The 17,087-nt window shown below is 63.9% G+C and carries 19 protein-coding genes and 2 tRNA genes; 18 read left to right on the plus strand and 3 right to left on the minus strand.

Features of this window, described 5'->3' with window-relative positions:
* Positions 1 to 32: 32 nt before the first annotated feature.
* Positions 33 to 2,015 (minus strand): AMP-dependent synthetase/ligase, encoded by a 1,983-nt coding sequence (locus J0X25_RS37550; protein WP_207288968.1) that lies wholly within the window; start codon positions 2,013 to 2,015, stop codon positions 33 to 35.
* A gap of 286 nt (positions 2,016 to 2,301) precedes the next feature.
* Here J0X25_RS37550 and J0X25_RS37555 point away from each other — a divergent pair.
* The 18 genes from J0X25_RS37555 (at position 2,302) to J0X25_RS37635 (ending at position 14,691) form a co-directional block, all read left to right on the plus strand.
* A tRNA-Ser gene (locus J0X25_RS37555) sits at positions 2,302 to 2,384 on the plus strand.
* A 95-nt stretch (positions 2,385 to 2,479) separates the two neighbouring features.
* Positions 2,480 to 3,007 carry a 30S ribosomal protein S13 gene (locus J0X25_RS37560; protein WP_207288969.1) on the plus strand — a complete coding sequence of 176 codons (528 nt, stop codon included), beginning with the start codon at positions 2,480 to 2,482 and terminating at the stop codon, positions 3,005 to 3,007.
* Positions 3,007 to 3,528 (plus strand): 30S ribosomal protein S4, encoded by a 522-nt coding sequence (locus tag J0X25_RS37565; protein WP_207288970.1) that lies wholly within the window; start codon positions 3,007 to 3,009, stop codon positions 3,526 to 3,528. Before J0X25_RS37560 ends, J0X25_RS37565 begins: the two co-directional genes overlap by 1 nt.
* A 1-nt stretch (position 3,529) precedes the next feature.
* Positions 3,530 to 3,919 carry a 30S ribosomal protein S11 gene (locus J0X25_RS37570; protein WP_066295959.1) on the plus strand — a complete coding sequence of 130 codons (390 nt, stop codon included), beginning with the start codon at positions 3,530 to 3,532 and terminating at the stop codon, positions 3,917 to 3,919.
* Positions 3,920 to 3,922: 3 nt separating this feature from the next.
* On the plus strand, positions 3,923 to 4,672 hold the full coding sequence (locus J0X25_RS37575; protein ID WP_207288971.1) for a DNA-directed RNA polymerase subunit D: 750 nt from the start codon (positions 3,923 to 3,925) through the stop codon (positions 4,670 to 4,672).
* Positions 4,673 to 4,801: 129 nt separating this feature from the next.
* Positions 4,802 to 4,886: transfer RNA gene (locus J0X25_RS37580), tRNA-Leu, on the plus strand.
* A gap of 146 nt (positions 4,887 to 5,032) precedes the next feature.
* Positions 5,033 to 5,386 carry a 50S ribosomal protein L18e gene (locus J0X25_RS37585; RefSeq protein WP_207290951.1) on the plus strand — a complete coding sequence of 118 codons (354 nt, stop codon included), beginning with the start codon at positions 5,033 to 5,035 and terminating at the stop codon, positions 5,384 to 5,386.
* Positions 5,383 to 5,832, plus strand: a complete 450-nt coding sequence (locus tag J0X25_RS37590; RefSeq protein ID WP_207288972.1) for a 50S ribosomal protein L13 — start codon at positions 5,383 to 5,385, stop codon at positions 5,830 to 5,832. Before J0X25_RS37585 ends, J0X25_RS37590 begins: the two co-directional genes overlap by 4 nt.
* The gene (locus J0X25_RS37595) at positions 5,826 to 6,224 is read left to right on the plus strand and encodes a 30S ribosomal protein S9 (RefSeq protein ID WP_207288973.1); all 399 of its coding nucleotides are present in this window, start codon (positions 5,826 to 5,828) and stop codon (positions 6,222 to 6,224) included. Before J0X25_RS37590 ends, J0X25_RS37595 begins: the two co-directional genes overlap by 7 nt.
* Before the next feature lie 12 nt (positions 6,225 to 6,236).
* Positions 6,237 to 6,431, plus strand: a complete 195-nt coding sequence (locus J0X25_RS37600; RefSeq protein WP_207288974.1) for a DNA-directed RNA polymerase subunit N — start codon at positions 6,237 to 6,239, stop codon at positions 6,429 to 6,431.
* Between the two features lie 2 nt (positions 6,432 to 6,433).
* Positions 6,434 to 6,619, plus strand: coding sequence for a DNA-directed RNA polymerase subunit K (locus J0X25_RS37605; protein WP_207288975.1), 186 nt, complete (start codon positions 6,434 to 6,436; stop codon positions 6,617 to 6,619).
* Entirely contained in the window at positions 6,616 to 7,821 is a 1,206-nt protein-coding gene (gene eno, locus J0X25_RS37610) for a phosphopyruvate hydratase (protein WP_207288976.1), read from the plus strand. The genes J0X25_RS37605 and eno overlap by 4 nt, the downstream gene beginning before the upstream one ends.
* Complete coding sequence (gene rpsB, locus J0X25_RS37615) at positions 7,818 to 8,612, plus strand: 30S ribosomal protein S2 (RefSeq protein ID WP_207288977.1); 795 nt, start codon at positions 7,818 to 7,820, stop codon at positions 8,610 to 8,612. Before eno ends, rpsB begins: the two co-directional genes overlap by 4 nt.
* A gap of 168 nt (positions 8,613 to 8,780) precedes the next feature.
* Positions 8,781 to 8,903 carry a hypothetical protein gene (locus tag J0X25_RS39875; protein ID WP_284145170.1) on the plus strand — a complete coding sequence of 41 codons (123 nt, stop codon included), beginning with the start codon at positions 8,781 to 8,783 and terminating at the stop codon, positions 8,901 to 8,903.
* A 182-nt stretch (positions 8,904 to 9,085) separates the two neighbouring features.
* Positions 9,086 to 10,015, plus strand: coding sequence for a DUF7283 family protein (locus tag J0X25_RS37620; RefSeq protein ID WP_207288978.1), 930 nt, complete (start codon positions 9,086 to 9,088; stop codon positions 10,013 to 10,015).
* A gap of 37 nt (positions 10,016 to 10,052) precedes the next feature.
* On the plus strand, positions 10,053 to 10,505 hold the full coding sequence (locus J0X25_RS37625) for a DUF7285 family protein (protein WP_225896701.1): 453 nt from the start codon (positions 10,053 to 10,055) through the stop codon (positions 10,503 to 10,505).
* Positions 10,506 to 10,507: 2 nt separating this feature from the next.
* Complete coding sequence (locus J0X25_RS37630; RefSeq protein ID WP_225896702.1) at positions 10,508 to 11,689, plus strand: DUF7284 family protein; 1,182 nt, start codon at positions 10,508 to 10,510, stop codon at positions 11,687 to 11,689.
* A complete protein-coding gene (locus J0X25_RS37635) occupies positions 11,686 to 14,691 on the plus strand; it encodes a DUF7286 family protein (RefSeq protein ID WP_207288980.1) in 3,006 nt (1,001 codons plus the stop codon). Before J0X25_RS37630 ends, J0X25_RS37635 begins: the two co-directional genes overlap by 4 nt.
* Positions 14,692 to 14,748: 57 nt before the next feature.
* On the opposite strand, the gene J0X25_RS37640 is transcribed toward J0X25_RS37635, so the two are convergent.
* Both J0X25_RS37640 and J0X25_RS37645 read right to left on the minus strand, forming a co-directional pair.
* Complete coding sequence (locus J0X25_RS37640) at positions 14,749 to 15,960, minus strand: outer membrane protein assembly factor BamB family protein (protein WP_207288981.1); 1,212 nt, start codon at positions 15,958 to 15,960, stop codon at positions 14,749 to 14,751.
* A gap of 117 nt (positions 15,961 to 16,077) precedes the next feature.
* A complete protein-coding gene (locus J0X25_RS37645; protein ID WP_207288982.1) occupies positions 16,078 to 16,998 on the minus strand; it encodes a thiamine-phosphate synthase family protein in 921 nt (306 codons plus the stop codon).
* Positions 16,999 to 17,087: the final 89 nt, after the last annotated feature.

The raw sequence follows: 17,087 nt of genomic DNA on the forward strand, positions 1-17,087 counted from the left end.
ACGGAGACTCAGTCCGAATTCGCGACGTCGATTCAGTCCGAACTCGCTTCGACTTTGTCGCCCGCGTAGATCTCCTCGACGAGGTGTTCGTAGCGGTCTTCGATCTTCGAGCGCTTCTTCTTCATCGTCGGCGTCATGAGGTCGTTCTCCTCGGTGAAGCCCTCGGGGACCAGCCGGAACTCCTTGATCGTCTCGTAGGACTCGAAGCCCTCGTTGACCTCGTCGACGGTGGCTTCGACCTCCTCGAGGACCCACTCGTTTTCGACCAGTGACTCGATGTCGTCGGGCAGCGAGACGCCCTCGCGCTCGGCCCGGTCGGCGAGCCCCTCGACGTTCGGAACGAGCAGGGCGCCGACGAACTTCTCGCCGTCGCCGACGACCATCGCCTGCTCGACGACGTCGGTCGAGACGAAGGCGTCCTCGAGCGGGCCGGGCGCGACGTTCTTCCCCGTCGAGAGCACGATCAGTTGCTTCGTGCGCTCGCGGAACTCGAGGTAGCCGTCGGGCCGCTCGTGGACGATGTCGCCGGTGCGGAACCACCCATCTTCCGTGAAGGCGCGATCGGTCGCGCTGGGCTTCTCCCAGTACCCCTCGGTCACGTTGGGGCCCTTGAGCAGCAGTTCACCGACCTCGCCCTCGTCGTCGAAGTCCGCCTCGCGGACGACGGAACTGTCGAGTTTCGTCTCGACGCCCGTGAGCACGGGCCCGACGGTGTCGATGCGCGGATCGCTCGGCGGGTTCGTCGCGACGACCGGCGCGGCCTCGGTCATGCCGTATCCCTCGAGGATGGGCAGGCCCATCGTGTGGAAGAGTTCGCAGAGCTCCGGCGAGAGGCTCCCGCCGCCGCTGACCATGAACTCGATGTTCCCGCCGAGCTTCTCGCGGATCGTCGCGAAGACGAGTTCGTCCGCGTCCGCGAGTTCGGACTCGAGTTCCGCGTCGGGGTCGTCCGCCTCGTTGTACCGCCGGGCCACGTCGAAGGCCCACTCGAGGGCCTCCTTCCGGTCCTCGTCCTCGGCGGCGCTCTCGCGGATGCCGTCGTAGAGCTTCTCGTAGACCCGCGGGACGCTCGTCGTGCTGTCGGCCTCGACTACGGCGAGGTCCTCGGCGAACGTGTCGGGGCTCTCGGCGTAGGCGACGCAGGCGCCGGCCGCGAACCGCATGAAGTGCCCCGCCGTTCGCTCGAAGACGTGGGCCAACGGGAGGAAGGTGAGGGCGGTCGAGTCGGCCGTGACCGACGGGTCGTCCTCACCCTTGTCCGGTCGCGGGCCGTACCGCCGGTAGAGCTGGTTGACGTTCGACCGCAGGTTCCGGTGGGTCAGCGTCACGCCCTTGGGCTGCCCCGTCGTCCCGCTGGTGTAGATCAGGCTCGCCAGATCGTCGACGTCGCGGGCCTCGAGCCACGAGTCGTACGCCTCGCGGTCGAACGCCGCGGCGCCGCGCCGGTAGAGGTCGGCGAGCGTGAGGATATCGTCGCGGGCGGCGTGCTCGTCGCGCTCGAGTTCGTCGAAGACGACGACGAACTCGAGGTCGAGGTCGTCCTCGACCGTGAGGACCTTCTCGAGGAGGTTCTCGTTTTCGACGACGACGCCGGAGGCGCCGGGGTCGTCGAGCAGGTACCGGATCTGGTCCGGCGAGGAACTCTTGTAGACGGTGGTCACGACGCCACCGGCGGCGAGGATTCCGAAGTCAGAGAGCGCCCACTCCATGCGCGTGTCCGCGAACATCCCAACGCGCTCGCCGTCGGTGATCCCGAGGTCGCGGAAGCCGGCCGCGATTCGACGGACGAGGTGCCCCATCTCGTCGTAGGTGATCGACGCGAACTCCCCGTCCGGCGCGGGTTCGATTGGCGTCTCGGCTCCGTCGCCGGCCAGCGACCGGTCGTAGATGCCGCCCTTGTACTGCTGGGCTGCGGTGTCACCGTTTCGCTCGACGCTGCGCTCGAACATTTCGGCCAGCGTATCGAGTTCTATCGCCCGATGCTCGAACCGGGATTCGGCTTCGGACAAATTCATGAATAGTTGTTAGTTTTTATCGGATCAACTTAAAGGATGAGAATCCAGTTCGCGGACCGGCCCACGACTCGACGGAGCGCGCGGAACGGGCCACCTCGGCCGACGGGTCGCCCCGGTCGACGGTTCGAACGATCGGAGTGCGGACGATCGGAATACAACCTATTGGAGTGCGATTCGATTTGGGACCCTTTCGTTGCGCTTAAGTACCCGTCGCCGGTAGGTTCGGGTGCGATACGTGTAGGGGACGCGGTCCCCGAGTCCGGAAGGGCGACGATATGGACACGGTGTTGTGGTAGCCAAGCGGCCCAAGGCGCATGGTTGCTAACCATGTGGCGTCAAGCCTCCGGGGTTCAAATCCCCGCCACAACGTCGGATACGCTGGCGACTCCTCGTCAGTAGCATTCCCTGGCGTCAGTTCGCCAGTCGTTTGCACCGCGCGCACACCAGACACAGATACACGACACATGAGCGAGGAAGAACCTCAAGAACAACAGAACGACGAAGATCTCCGGTACTTCGTCCGCATCGGGCAGACGGACCTCGATGGGACGAAGTCCGTCGAGCGCTCGCTGTCGGAGATGAACGGGATCGGTCGACGGACCGCCCGACTCATCGCCGACGAAGCGGGCGTCGACCGAACCGCGACGTTCGGTCGACTCGACGACGACGTCATCGAGACGGTCGTCGAGGTCGTCGAGAACTACGCCGACGAAGTCCCCGACTGGCTCAACAACCGTCAGGACGACTTCTACAGCGGCGAAACGACCCACGAGATCGGCAACGATCTCCAGTTGACTCGACAGCACGACATCAACCGGATGAAGATGATCGACTCCTACAAGGGCGTCCGCCACAAGCGGGGCCAGAAGGTTCGCGGTCAGCGAACCAAGTCCACCGGCCGAACGGAGGGCACCATCGGAGTCAACGTCGAAGAGATCCGCGAAGAACAGGCCGAAGAGGCCGCCGCCGAAGAAGAGGACGAGGGTGAATAATGCCACTCGGCACTGACACCAAACAATACGAGACGCCGAACCACCCCTACCAGGGTGAGCGCATCGCGAGCGAACACTCGCTGGTCGACCGCTACGGACTTTCGAACAAGGAAGAGCTCTGGCGGGCCCAGTCCGAACTTCGCTCCTACCGGCGCGAGGCCCGCGAACTGCTCGGCCAGGCCCAGGGCGACGAGACCGTCCAGCGCCGCTCCGAGGAGTTCCTCGGACGGCTCAAGCGCGTCGGCATCCTCGACGAGACCGACGAACTCGGCGACATCCTGTCGCTCGAGATCGAGGACATCCTCGAGCGTCGGCTCCAGACGGTTGTCTACCGCAAGGGACTGGCCAACACGACCCCGCAGGCGCGCCAGTTCATCATCCACGGGCACATCGTGGTCGACGGCCAGCGCCACAGCGTGCCGTCGTACGTCGTCGACGTCGACGAGGAGGATCTCGTCGCGTTCGACGAGAACAGCCCACTCGCGGACGATCTCCACCCGGAACGAGCGGAGGGTCAATAACATGAGTCAGGACGACGACAAATGGGGCATCGCCCACGTACACGCATCGTTCAACAACACCGTCATGACCGTGACCGACCTCACGGGCGCGGAGACGATCGCCAAGTCCTCCGGCGGGACCGCGGTCAAGCAGAACCGCGACGAGGCGTCGCCGTACGCGGCCATGCAGATGGCCGAGTCCGTCGCCGAGGAGGTCAAAGCGGCCGGCATCACCGGACTCCACGTGCGAGTCCGTGGCCCCGGCGGTAACCTCCAGAAGTCCCCCGGTCCCGGCGCGCAGGCGACGATCCGCGCGCTCGCCCGTTCGGGCATCGAGATCGGGCGCATCGAGGACGTCACGCCGATCCCCCACGACGGATCGCGCGCACCCAAAGGCAAGGGCGGCTACTAGATCATGAGTGAGGAGTACGACGTCGAGTTCGTCGAACGCGGGGAACGCGAGGCGCGATTCCTCGTTCGGGGCGTCACCCCCGGATTCGCCAACGGCATCCGACGAGCGATGCTCGCCGACGTGCCGACGATGGCCATCGACACCGTCCGGTTCATCGAGAACTCGTCGGTCATGTTCGACGAGCAACTCGCCTTGCGACTCGGGCTCGTCCCGCTGACGACCCCGCCGGAGGGCGAGTTCGGCGAGGACGAAACCGTCACGCTCTCGATCGACGTCGAAGGACCGGCCACCGCCTACTCAGGCGACCTGGTCTCCGCGGACGACCTCGTCCAGCCCGCCGAGGACGACGTCCCGATCATCGACCTCAAGGACGATCAGCGCCTCGAGGCCGAGGCCGACGCCATCGTCGACCGCGGGAAGGACCACGCCAAACATCAGGGCGGCGTGGCCGTCGGCTACCGACACCTCCAGCGCGTGGAGGTCGTCGGCGACGTAGCCGAGTTCGAAGAGGAGGAGTCACAGATCGTTCGCGGCGTCGTCGAAGACGACGGCGAACTCGTTCCCACGAGCGAGTTCGACCACGACCTCTCGAACCGGTATCCGGGCAAGGAGGTCACCGTCGAGGACGTTTCCAACGCGTTCGTCTTCCACGTGGAGACGGACGGCTCCTTTAGCGTCGAAGAGCTGGTCACGCGGGCCGCCGATTCGATCGAGAGCCGCGCGACCGATCTCGAAGAAGCAGTACAGCTATAGACATGTCCCCACGCCCCACCCCTCGAGGCGAGACCGCGTTTGCCGGCGCCGTGAGCGACGAGACCGGCACGCACTCACCTGCTGGAATCGAAAGGGGTTTGAAGGGGCGACGGGTAAACGGGAGTGCGAGCAGGGATAGCCAAGTTAGGCCAACGGCGCAGCGTTCAGGGCGCTGTCTCGTAGGAGTCCGCAGGTTCAAATCCTGCTCCCTGCATCCACTTCTCGAACGCCGAACCGATCGTCGAAACGCCGACCGTTCGCGGCCGACGTTTCGACTCACCCGTTCGGCACACGAATTCGATTCCACGACCGGTGGGACAGTTCCTCGTCTCACCGATCTCACCGTATTTGGAGGAAACAATGAGTAGCAAAACCAATCCGAGGCTCACCGATCTCATCGCCGACTTGAAGTCGACGTCCCGAGAGACGGACGCCGACGTCTGGCGAGACGTCGCGGATCGACTCGAGAAGCCCCGGCGTACCCACGCTGAGGTAAACCTGGGCCGTATCGAGCGATACGCGCGCGAAGAAGAGACTGTCGTCGTCCCCGGCAAAGTGCTGGGCTCCGGCGCACTACAGAAAAACGTCACGGTCGCCGCCGTCAACTTCTCTTCGTCCGCAGAGACGAAGATCGAACAGGTCGGCGAACCGGTATCGCTCGAGCAAGCGCTCGAAGCAAACCCCGACGGATCCAACGTGCGGGTGATTCGATGAGTATCGCGGAATTCGACGCGGACGTCGTCGTCGACGCCCGCGACTGCATTCTCGGTCGCGTCGCCAGCGAAGTGTCCCAGCGCGCGCTCGACGGCGAGCGCGTCGCGATCGTCAACGCCGAGGACGCCGTCATCACCGGCGACAAGGAGGACATCTTCGACACCTACCGCACGCGACTCCAGCTGGGATCCGACAGCGGTCCGTACTACCCGAAGCGACCGGACACGATCTTCAAGCGCTCCGTTCGCGGGATGCTTCCCTACAAGAAGACCCGCGGTCGCGAGGCGCTGGACAACGTCCGCGTCTACGTCGGCAACCCCTACGCGGACGACGACGACCGCGAGGCGCAGATCCTCGAGGGGACGTCGCTGGATCGCCTGTCGAACATCCGCTTCGTCCACCTGGGCGAAGTCTCCGACCAACTCGGTGCTAACGTCACATGGTAACCAACACGAGCGGCAAGAAGAAGACGGCCGTCGCCCGCGCCACCGTCCGCGAGGGCGAGGGTCGCGTCCGAATCGACTCCAAGCCTGTCGAACTGGTCGAACCGGAGATGGCCCGGCTCAAGATGCTCGAGCCGTTCCGCATCGCCGGCGAGGACCTTCGCAGCGAGATGGACATCGACGTCCGCGTCGAGGGTGGCGGCATCAGCGGGCAGGCAGACGCCGTCCGCACCGCCATCGCCCGCGGCATCGTCCAGCACACCAACGACGCCGAACTCCGCGACGCCTACATGGAGTTCGACCGCTCGCTGCTGGTCAACGACGTTCGCCAGTCCGAACCGAAGAAGTGGGGCGGCCCGGGCGCTCGGGCGCGCTACCAGAAGTCCTACCGCTAAGGTGATTCAATCATGATGGTACCGGTCCGGTGTTTCACCTGTGGCAACGTCGTCGCCAAACACTGGGAGGAGTTCGACGAGCGAGCCAACGAGGGCGACGAGGACCCCCAAGAAGTCCTCGACGAACTCGGCGTCGAGCGCTACTGCTGTCGGCGCATGCTCGTCAGTCACACTGACCTCGTCGACATCGTCTCCCCGTACCAGTAACCATGGAACAACAACAGCACAACCGCTACGAGAAGGCACGCATCCTTGGCGCTCGAGCGTTGCAGGTCTCCTACGGCGCGCCGGTGTTGATCGAGACCGAGCAGACCCAACCGATCCTCGTCGCCGCGGAGGAGTACGACGCCGGCGTGCTGCCGTTTACCGTCAAGCGGGGGTACGACCGGAAATGACGCTCATCACCGACATCCGGCTGCGTCGGATCCTCGACTCGCGAGGGAATCCGACGGTCGAGGCCGATGTCGTGACCGAGAGCGGCGGCTTCGGCCGCGCCGCGGCACCCAGCGGGGCCAGCACCGGCGAGTACGAGGCCGTCGAACGACCGCCGAGCGAAGCGATCGCCGCGGCCCGGGAACGCGCCGTTCCACGGCTCGTCGGCGAAGTGTACGCGGGCAATCAGCGCGACGTTGACGCCGCGCTCCACGTCGCGGACGGCACCGACGACTTCTCGGAGATCGGCGCCAACAGCGCGGTCGCCATCTCGATGGCCGCCGCGAAGGCGGGTGCCGACGTGCTCGGCGCCCCGCTCTTCCAGCATCTGGGCGGCACGTTCCGGGGCGACAACTTCCCGATTCCGCTGGGTAACGTCGTCGGCGGCGGCGAACACGCCGCCGACGCGACGGACATCCAGGAGTTTCTGGCCGCACCCGTCGGCGCGCCCAGCGTCGAAGACGCCGTCTTCGCCAACGCCGCCGTTCACGAGGCCGTCGCCGACCTGCTCGAGGAGCGCGACCTCCCCTGCGGCAAGGGTGACGAGGGCGCGTGGGCGCCGTCGATCGACGACGGCGAGGCCTTCGAGATCGTCGACGAGGCGGTCTCGCGGGTCCGAGACGAGGTCGGCTTCGAGATCGCGTTCGGTCTCGACGTCGCCGGCGCCGAGCTGTACGACGCCGAGTCGGGAACGTACGAGTACAGCGACGCGAGCCGCGATACGGCCGAGCAGATCGAGTACATCGCGGACCTCGTTCGCGAGTACGACCTCGTCTACGTCGAGGATCCCCTCGACGAGGACGATTACGACGCCTTCGCCGACCTCACGGACGAAGTCGGCGATCAGACGCTGATCTGCGGTGACGACCTGTTCGTCACCAACACGGATCGGCTCGTCGAGGGCATCGATCGCGGCGCGGCCAACAGCATCCTGATCAAGCCGAACCAGATCGGGACGCTGACGGACGCGTTCGACGCGATCGAACTCGCGACGAAGAACGGCTACGACTCGGTCGTCTCCCACCGCTCGGGCGAGACCGAGGACGCGACGATCGCACACCTCGCCGTGGCGACCGACGCCCCGTACATCAAGACGGGCGCCGTCGGCGGCGAGCGAACCGCGAAGCTCAACGAGCTCATCAGAATCGCAGACGACGCGACATGACAGACGACAACGCATCCCAGGAAGGGCTCGACGCCGCCGAAGAAGAAATCGACGAGGAGCCAGCCGAAGGGGCTGGCCCCGCCGCCGAGGAGGACGTCGAGCCAGTAGACGAACAGCCCGCCGACGCCGAGGGAGAACCCGACGCCGAGGCAGAACCGGAACCCGAAGACGAGGGCCCGACGCTCGACGACGACGTCATGGGCGACGAGGAGGCCGACCTCCTCATCCCCGTCGAGGATTATCTGGGCGCCGGCGTCCACATCGGTACCCAGCAGAAGACCAATGATATGGAGCGGTTCATCCACCGCGTCCGGACCGACGGGCTCTACGTGCTCGACGTCGCGAAGACCGACGGCCGCATCCGCACGGCCGCGGATTTCCTCGCGAACTACAGCCCCGAGCAGATCCTCGTCACCTCGAGTCGCCAGTACGGTCGGTTCCCGGCGGAGAAGTTCGCCGAGGCCGTGGGCGCCCGCGCCCGCACCGGCCGCTTCATCCCGGGCACGCTGACGAACCCGAAGTACGACGGCTACATCGAGCCGGACGTGCTCGTCGTCACCGACCCGATCGGCGACGCGCAGGCCGTCAAGGAGGCCATCACGGTCGGCATCCCGGTCATCGCGATGTGCGACTCGAACAACCAGGTCAGTAACGTCGACCTCGTCGTCCCGACGAACAACAAGGGTCGCAAGGCCCTGTCGGTCGTCTACTGGCTGCTCGCCAACGAGGTCCTCGACCGACGCGGCGCCGAGCCGTCCTACTCGCTCGAGGACTTCGAGAGCATGGTCTAAGTTCGGATTCGACGCCCGTTCGTTTCGTTTTCCGCCGTTCGTTCGCGACTCGACAGCGACTGCGCTCCCCGATGCGAATCGCTCGACGGCCTCGAGGGTGGGCGTCAGTGTCACCACGAGACTCGCGACGAACAAAGGAGTTACATGGGGACCGACGAAACGAGGGGTATGCTCGAGTCGATATTCGAATTCGACGAGAAGATGCTGCCACTCCCGGTCGTCCTCGCGACGACCGCACTGATCGCTATTTTCGCGATCGGCATCCCGTATCGGGTCGTCGTCGGCTTCTGACGTCAGACCCCTCGGCGTAAAGTCGGCGGTCGAACTTCATTTCCGTCGTTCTCGAGTCCACATTGCGTCCTCGAGCCGCGGGCGTCGACAGCGAATCGGCCCGTCGCGTTGGTCCGTCCAACGCACGATCCTCCGCCCATCGCGTGTGTGAATTTAAATGGGATAGGGAGGCCAATCGGGTCATGGACTGGGAGGCACCCGTCGACGCCTGGTACGTGTTCCTGGCGGTGTCGATCGTTAGCGTCGCCGTCGCCGGCGTCGTCTTCGGGTTACCGACGGGACCACCCCCCGATTCGAACCAGGCAGCGAACGCGATCGAGTCGGTCGCGAGCAGTCCCACCGAAGCCAGCGCGACCTGGGCGTACGAGGCCGAGACGGTCGTCATCGATGGACCGACGATCGAGATGGAAAACGAGCACGGCACGTCTCACGCCAGTGCAGAGTACGACGCCGTCGTCGTGCCTGTCAACGACTCCGACAGGTTGGAAAACATCGCTCGCGGCGCCGCGTTCGAAGCGGAGTACGCCGACGAACTGGACGACGAAGATACCCACGCCGTGCAGGCGTTTCTGGGGGAGTTGGAAACCGCATACGAGAAGAACAGCGGGGAACCGATGACCGCCAGCGGCGAGCTGGTCGTGCGGCAGGTCAGCGTCGACCCGGACGGCGACGAGGTCGAGAACGAGTACGAGTCGGCGACCCTCGAGGTGACTGAGACCTCGCGATTCGACAACGTCCGTGAAGTCACCCTCTCGTACGACGGCGTATCCGGGAGGACGGTCGAACTCAATCTCGACGGGACCTACACGACCGGTTCCGACCTGTCGTACAGCGAGGATCGGTCGTTCCGGTTCGGGGACGGGAGTATCGTCGTCTCGGACATTTCCTCGCCGGACGTTGGCTTCGCCGGCGATCCGCCGTTGAGCTACACGGTGGATTTCGATGGGATAGCAGGAGCGGACATCACCTGGAGCGGAACTGATCTCGGTGTCGACGGGACGGTGACCTGGGACAACGAGATCGAACGCAGCGCCGAGTTCGACGATTCCGCACCGTTCGTCGAACACAGGGAGGATACTGATCGCTACCATGTCACGCTCGTTATCGTCTAGAGCGCAGACCGAACCCATCGCGGCGCTCGTCGCCGTGATGGCACTCGTCACCGGTGTCGGGTTGTACGCGGTCTACGTCGGCGGCGCCCTCGAGCAGAGCGACCGGACGACCGAGTCGACGGCCATCGACTACGTCTGGGACGACCTCGAGCACGAGGAGCGCGACGTCTTCCCCGCCTCCGAGTACGAGTCCGGGATGGACGCGAAGCTCCGCGACGCGATCGACGCGGACTCGCTGCCCCACGGACTGAACGTCTACATCGAGATCAGGGCGTACGACGACGGTGAGCCGACCGTCTTCGCCGCGGCCCACTTCGATTCCGCGGGCGACGACCTCGCCGAACGCCAACTCGACTCGAACCACCCCGACTTCGGGCCGCCCCGCGGAGCGGGCGAACCGGCCGATTCGGGCATCGAAACGCGACCGATCTCGGTCGAGGTGACGCCGGCCGACGTTCGCGGCGGTACGCTGCACGTGGAGGTCTGGTAGCCGTGCGACGATCGAACTCGAACGCCGACCGCGGCGTCAGCACGGTCATCGACGTCGGGATGGCGTTGCTGTTCATCACCGCGAGCGTGCTGATCCTCGGCGTCTACCTCGGCGACGGGACTGGCGACCCCGCCCGCGAGACGGGCGCCGACGCGACCGTGGTCGGCCACTCGGGCGAACACGACGGGCTGTCGGCGGCCCGCGCGACGGAGGTCCTGAGCGAGTCGACGATCAGCGTGACGTACAGCGTCGAAGACGTCCGCACCGAGGACGACGAGCTGTTCGACGAACCGGTGATCACGGACGCAAGCACGTACAGGCGAACCGATCATGGGTCGCCGATCGGGCTGCTGGCCGACGCCGCACTGGCGAACCATCGGATCGACGGGGAGCCCGTCCTCGCCTACGGCGACGAGTACGAGGAGGCCGTCGACTGGGCGATCCGGGAGAACCTGCTGGGCGCCGAACGGAACTTCTACGTCATCGCCGAGTGGGAGCCGTACGACGGCGCACGGATCAACGGGACGGCGACCGCCGGCGAACGGCCCCCGCCGAACGCCGACGTCTCCAGTACGACGACCACGGTCCCTAGCGGCTTCGAATCCGTCGACGAAGACGAACTCGAGAGCAACTGGATAGCAGCCGAGGACTGGTGGGACGGATGGATCGACGATATGGCCGACCACTGGTCGGACGTTAACGACTCGAGCGACGTCCCCGGACTCACGGGGTCCGACAACAAGTCGTACGCCGCAGCCGGGGCCGCGATCGGGGAGACCGTCGTCGACGGCTTCTTCCCGCCCGCGACGTCCCAGTACGCCCTCGAGAATCAGGGAATCAACCGCGAGCTGAAGGTGTACCACTACCGGTCGATGGTCGAGACCGTCGGCGATTTCTCGTTTCGCAGCCCCGACACGCACCCGCCGCTGGTTCGCCACCGAGCGAACGCGCAGACGGCGAACCGCAGGGTTCTCCACGGGCAGGAGGGCGGCTACGACTTCACGGACGCCGACGCGCTCGCCGCGTGGATCGGCGCCGACATCCCGCGAGCGTTCGCGGAAGAGTTCGCCGAAATCGACGACGAATACGACGGCGAGGAGCGCGACCGGCGGAAACTCGAGACTGTCCTCGAGGCACTGTCCATCGAAGACGTGACGATCACGATTCAGACCTGGAACGAATGACACGCAATCGACTTCGAACGATCACGATCGCAGACGACGACCGCGCACGAGTACCGTTCGCCGTCATCGGCGTCCTGTTGCTCGTCAGCAGCGTCACCATCGTCGCCACGCTGCAGACGAGAAGCAACCCGGAAATCGACGACAGCACCGAGGTGGCCGTCGACCGCGGGGAGGCGTACGCGACCAGCGTGATCCGCCAGGCGACCGTCCGCGCGACCGACACGGTCGTCCAGTCGCCGGTGACGACCGTCGCGTCCGACATGACCGGCGTCCTCGACCCCGACGACGCGTTCAGGGACCAGACGCGGTTGACGATCATGGCCGAGGTCACCGCGGCCCTCGAGGGCCGCAAGCAGGAACTCAGCGAGGGCCGGACCGTCGCGGTGTCGGCCCCCGAGGTCGACGACTGGTCCGATCCCGACGAGCTGGAAACCGCGGTCGGGTACGTCGAACTCGAGGAGGAGGACGGAATCATGGACGTGACGATCAGCGACGTCGAGTTCACGGTCCGCGACGCGGACGGCGAGGTCGAGACGACGGTGACTCGCGACGTGACAGTGTCGGTGGGGACGACGATGATGGAACTCCACGACCGCGTCGAGGAGTACGAGTCCTACCTGAACGAGGGGATGATCGACAGCATCCAGAACCGCAGCGGGTACGGGTACGACCTCGCGAAGCGCCTGTGGCCGCTCGCCTGGGGGAAGGCGTACTACGACCGCTTAGTCAGCAACCCCGGCGATCGGGCGTTCGAGAACGTGACGCCGAACGATCACGTCGAGGTCATGGCCAACGACGCGCGGTTCACGGCCCAGCAGGAGGTCTTCGGGACGCAGGACGATTACGGGAACCGCGTGATGGCGGGTCCGTTCCTCTGTATGGCGTACGACCTCTCGGATAGCGCGCTCGATCTCGGGGACACGTACGATTTCGACGGCATCGCCGACAAACTCCATCCCGACGACAACGTCAGCAGCGTCGACGACCTCTGTGCGGAAGGGCTCGTCTCTCCCGACGGCGAACTGCCGACGATGCCGACTCTCGAGGAGCTAATCATGGGACTCCTCGATAACGTCGACAAGAGCGGGACGATCCAGGGCCATCCCTTTGCCGACGTCGCTCTGCAGGAGATGGACGCTGACCTTTCTCAAAATGATCTAAAGAGTGATATGTGGGGTCCGCTGAACGAAACAAGTAGGTTCACCGAAGACTATCTCGAAGACTATTTCGGTGAAAGTGAGAGAAGCAGAGTGGATTACGAGGGAGATTTAGACGGTTTACAAGATATAACCGGAGCGTTCGACGATATCAGGGAGAACGCTATCAATATAAATGGAACAAACGATGTAATTGACGATGTCTATACGGTGAGATCGGAGTTCGTTGACGGATCTATAACCAGAGACGGTGGTACGCATCCGCTCCCGCCGGAGCTCGATTCGGACGAGTACGACACAGAGAACTATACGATAGAGGAAACCAGGGAGTTGACGTCGAGGATCGATACCAATGCGAGTATCGAGAAACGGACCACAGACGGCTCGGATACGAGTCTCGATCGATCGCTAGTTTCCTTCGAGTTCAAGGTTGAGATGCGGTACACCACGGAGCGAGACTGGAACTACACGAACACGAATTCGTCGACGGACCTAACTAAAAGCAAGTCTAGGACCACCACGTACACGGGTTCGTACGAACTCCACGGAGAGTTCGCTCCGGGACTGGAAGTCAGCTCGAACCGCGTTGACCACGTCCTCAACAGCGGCGGACAGTCGGGTCCCATAGGAACCGCGACCAACTGGGATGATGCGGCCGACGACGTAACTGAATCGTTCTTCGGGGAACGGGTCGACGACGATACCGATCTAACGAGCTGGCTCCGGACCAGAGAGAGCGATATCGAGTCCTACAGCGACTTCAGAGACGCGATCAAATACGAAACCAGCTACCGAGAAGACGTGGTACTATCTCCGAACGACAGAGGTCGTCTTCATTCCTGGATTATGAACGATCTCAGGGACGTCCACCTCGAGACCATCAAGGAGATCGAACCCGTCGAGGCCGAGATCATGGATATCCTCAATCCCTCACCAGAGAGCCCAATGCGAGAAATTGAGAACCACGTACGGGGGATAGAAATTCGGTACGTCAACGGGACTTCCGACTTCGAGAACGCTCCCGATCTCGCTCGAATGGAGGCCCGTCAGGTCTACTTCGATAATATTCGGAAGTACGTCGACAGTATGGCTGCGGAGCACGAGCAGATCGCTCAGGGAAGGGAGAATCTAATGAACGACCTTCTGGGAAACTTCTTGGACGACGTGAACGAGATTATCAATGGACCGATGGATCTCCTCGACGAAATTCTGGGCTCCGGTGAAGAATTGCTTCAGGACGAGGGCGGTGCGAGCGTCGACACCCCGGAGGTGCTCAACAACGTCAACATCGAGGTCGACGGCTCACCGACCTATCATTCCTCACAGGTGGCGGTCAACCGGACAGAAGTGCCGGCAGTTCGGGCTGCGGGTGACGGTCCCCTCGAGATCGACGAAGATATGGACTTCGCACCGATGGGGGCCGCCTACGACAACAAGATCGGTCTCCCCGGCTTCCCGCTGCTTCCGTGGCCGCCGCTGTTCTACCTGCAGGTAGACGCTTGGGAGATCCAGATCGAAGGCGAGTACGCCCGCTTCGAGGTGCAGGCGACGAGCGGCGATCCTTCAGTAACTGATACAACCACGTACATCCGCGAGGACAAGGATGTCACGCTCGAAACCCCTGATGGCGGTGAACACAAATTGGGGTCGATCGATCCAATCAAGTATGAGAACGGTCAGACCATCCTGGTCATCGTACCTGCACCGCAGTTTCTTCCAAAGGGTGCACCCGGCGTCGGCGACAATCAACGGGCGGGCGCACCGGCCAATCTCTGTTCACCGCTCTGGGGCGATATCGGATCGGATTTTACGGGGGACCCCGAACCAGAGGAAGGCTGTCTGTAGCCTCAGCCCAATTCCCGGATACGGACGGTTTTTCCAGAACTCGAGATCGTTTGTTAACTAGGCGTCTTCGATTGCATACCACGTTTCATCTGCCGACCCGACGTAAATCGTTCCGTCGGAGATCGTGGGGGGCGTGTTGAATACGACATCGCTCTCGTCGGGTATCACGTACTCCCACTCGAGATCTCCGGATGCTGCGTCGTACGCCGAAATACCGTATCGGGTCGTTACGTACGCTACTCCGTCGGCTACTACGATGTCCTCGGGTTCACCGGCCACTGCATCGGTTTCCTGCCACTCGAGATCACCGCTTGCAGCGTCGACGGCGAGCACCTGATCCCGTTCACCAAGATAGACGATTCCCTCCGCAACGGCGGGACTCGCCTCGACGTTTGCAACGGTATCGACTGCCCACTCCTCCTCACCGGTATCGGCGTCGATAGCGTGAAGTTTCCCATCGTAACTGGCGAGATAGACCAGTCCATCGGCGACGGCTGGGTTACTGTCTACGAGTCCGCCTCCATCTTTGGGTTCGAACGTCCACTTGATCTCGGATGTCTCGAGGTTTACCGCATGTAATTCTGACCAGTGACCGATGTATAAGGTCTCGTCGTCGATTGCGGGCCAATTAGTCGTTCCACGACCAGGATCTGATATTTCGAGCACCTCGTTGTACGCACCTGTTTCGGGATCAAAATTCCAGATCGATTCTCGAGACGCAACGATGATTCCCCGGTCGGTCGGAAGCGGTCGCAGTAGTCCGAGACCGCTTATCGAGTCGACGGCATCCGATTTCCACCGATCACCGGTGTCACCGTCGTAGCCGTAGACGCTCCTGTTCTCAGTTGGACCGTACACCGTTCCGTCGTAAACGGTCGGCGGTCCAGACCGTTCTGCCTCCCAGAGGACTTCTTCCGTCTCGAGGTCGAACGCTTTTATCCGTCCCGACGTACCCGATACGTACAGTGTCTCGTCGACGATAGCCGATTGATAGGCACCTCGTCCTTCACGATCTAGCAGCGATCGTTTCGTCAGTTTGTCGCCGTCCGGTCCCGTGGAATTCGGGTGATGAGCAGTATTCCGCAGGTCAACACCGTACATCGGCCAGTCATCGCCGAGCGACCCCCTTCCGTTCCCGCTGTTTTCGGTTCCGTCGCCATTTCCGCTGGTCTCGTCGCTCTCGGAACAACCCGCGAGGGCGGTAATCCCGGCGACACCCGCACATGTGCCAAGCCATCGCCGTCGCGTTTGCCTTCGTCGTTCGATCATAATATCTTCGTACAAATCCTTCAACTAAATAATTTCCGTAGAATGAATTACCACCTACGCGGGAAGAACGATAGCAGGTTCGGATCCCGACCGAACCGCGAGCAATCTCCTCACCGGCTACGTCGCTTCGGTGACCAGGTCTCGAACCCGCTCGACCGCATCCCCAGCGTCCGTCCCGAAGACGTAGGTTGCCGGTTCGATACCGAACGCACCGCGATGGTAAGCCACGCGGGGAACGTCGCCGCGCTCGGCGAACCGCTCGCGGAGGTGGGCGTCGCGGTCATCGTAGTCGGCGTCGAACTCGAGCGGCTCGATCCCGCGCTCTCGAGCAGCCTCGAGGAGGCCGTCGTCAGTGGCCACGTTGACGGCGCCGCGGATCCCCGGATCGACGTCGGTGGCGGCGAGGACGGCCGTCGCGACGTGTTTCGAGGCGCCGAACTCGGGGTTGGCGGGAATCTCGATGCGGCCGCCGATCGCGTAGATGCGACCCGGAATCGCGGCGACGTCGGTCTCGTCGCGGGGCTCGGGCAGCGCCATCCCGATGTTGGTGCCGACGTTCGGCACGAAGTCCGCCATCTCGGGGACCGCGGCGAGCGTTCGCGCGGCCGTCCGCACGGTCGACAGGACGTCGCGCTCGGTCCGGACGTCGGGATCGAGGCCGCGCACGCAGAGGTCACAGCCCAGTCCCCGCAGTGCGGGCATCTCCTCCTCGTGGAGTTCGCAGATCGGACCCCGGTCCTCGAGATCGCGAATCAGCGCGAGCAGTTCGGTCAGCGCGTCGTAGCCGTCCATCTCGTCGCTCGCGAGGCCGTCGGCGATGCGGTCGACGGCGGCGACGGTCTCGGGGTGGTCGCGAAATCGGTCGTCGCCGCCGCTCTCCCCGCCGACGTACTTGCTGACGGCGGCCTGCGTGACGCCGAGGTGGGTCGCGATCTCTCGTTGGGTCATTCCTCGCTCGGCGAGTCGCGTCGCCAGCATGGCCCGCACCGTCGGCAGGAACTGCTCGACGACGAGTTCGCTCGGCAGTACTAGCGCCATCGATTCGGGGTTGGTTCGACTGTGGTATAAGTCCCCACCAGTTCAGCCCGTGCGGTCGGGCTCGAGCCTCCGCTGCTCGATCGGATTCG

The organism is Haloterrigena alkaliphila (genome assembly GCF_017352155.2).
In the GTDB taxonomy this organism is placed as follows: domain Archaea; phylum Halobacteriota; class Halobacteria; order Halobacteriales; family Natrialbaceae; genus Haloterrigena; species Haloterrigena alkaliphila.

What these genes read in the sequence shown, in the direction of transcription:
- J0X25_RS37550 (WP_207288968.1), bottom strand. Translation starts at nt 2,015, where the DNA reads ATGAATTTGTCCGAAGCCGAATCCCGGTTCGAGCATCGGGCGATAGAA.
- J0X25_RS37595 (WP_207288973.1), top strand. Translation starts at nt 5,826, where the DNA reads ATGGTAACCAACACGAGCGGCAAGAAGAAGACGGCCGTCGCCCGCGCC.
- J0X25_RS37565 (WP_207288970.1), top strand. Translation starts at nt 3,007, where the DNA reads ATGCCACTCGGCACTGACACCAAACAATACGAGACGCCGAACCACCCC.
- J0X25_RS37560 (WP_207288969.1), top strand. Translation starts at nt 2,480, where the DNA reads ATGAGCGAGGAAGAACCTCAAGAACAACAGAACGACGAAGATCTCCGG.
- J0X25_RS37575 (WP_207288971.1), top strand. Translation starts at nt 3,923, where the DNA reads ATGAGTGAGGAGTACGACGTCGAGTTCGTCGAACGCGGGGAACGCGAG.
- J0X25_RS37605 (WP_207288975.1), top strand. Translation starts at nt 6,434, where the DNA reads ATGGAACAACAACAGCACAACCGCTACGAGAAGGCACGCATCCTTGGC.
- eno (WP_207288976.1), top strand. Translation starts at nt 6,616, where the DNA reads ATGACGCTCATCACCGACATCCGGCTGCGTCGGATCCTCGACTCGCGA.
- J0X25_RS37600 (WP_207288974.1), top strand. Translation starts at nt 6,237, where the DNA reads ATGATGGTACCGGTCCGGTGTTTCACCTGTGGCAACGTCGTCGCCAAA.
- J0X25_RS37570 (WP_066295959.1), top strand. Translation starts at nt 3,530, where the DNA reads ATGAGTCAGGACGACGACAAATGGGGCATCGCCCACGTACACGCATCG.
- J0X25_RS39875 (WP_284145170.1), top strand. Translation starts at nt 8,781, where the DNA reads ATGCTCGAGTCGATATTCGAATTCGACGAGAAGATGCTGCCACTCCCG.
- J0X25_RS37640 (WP_207288981.1), bottom strand. Translation starts at nt 15,960, where the DNA reads ATGATCGAACGACGAAGGCAAACGCGACGGCGATGGCTTGGCACATGT.
- J0X25_RS37645 (WP_207288982.1), bottom strand. Translation starts at nt 16,998, where the DNA reads ATGGCGCTAGTACTGCCGAGCGAACTCGTCGTCGAGCAGTTCCTGCCG.
- J0X25_RS37625 (WP_225896701.1), top strand. Translation starts at nt 10,053, where the DNA reads ATGGCACTCGTCACCGGTGTCGGGTTGTACGCGGTCTACGTCGGCGGC.
- J0X25_RS37635 (WP_207288980.1), top strand. Translation starts at nt 11,686, where the DNA reads ATGACACGCAATCGACTTCGAACGATCACGATCGCAGACGACGACCGC.
- J0X25_RS37620 (WP_207288978.1), top strand. Translation starts at nt 9,086, where the DNA reads ATGGACTGGGAGGCACCCGTCGACGCCTGGTACGTGTTCCTGGCGGTG.
- rpsB (WP_207288977.1), top strand. Translation starts at nt 7,818, where the DNA reads ATGACAGACGACAACGCATCCCAGGAAGGGCTCGACGCCGCCGAAGAA.
- J0X25_RS37590 (WP_207288972.1), top strand. Translation starts at nt 5,383, where the DNA reads ATGAGTATCGCGGAATTCGACGCGGACGTCGTCGTCGACGCCCGCGAC.
- J0X25_RS37585 (WP_207290951.1), top strand. Translation starts at nt 5,033, where the DNA reads ATGAGTAGCAAAACCAATCCGAGGCTCACCGATCTCATCGCCGACTTG.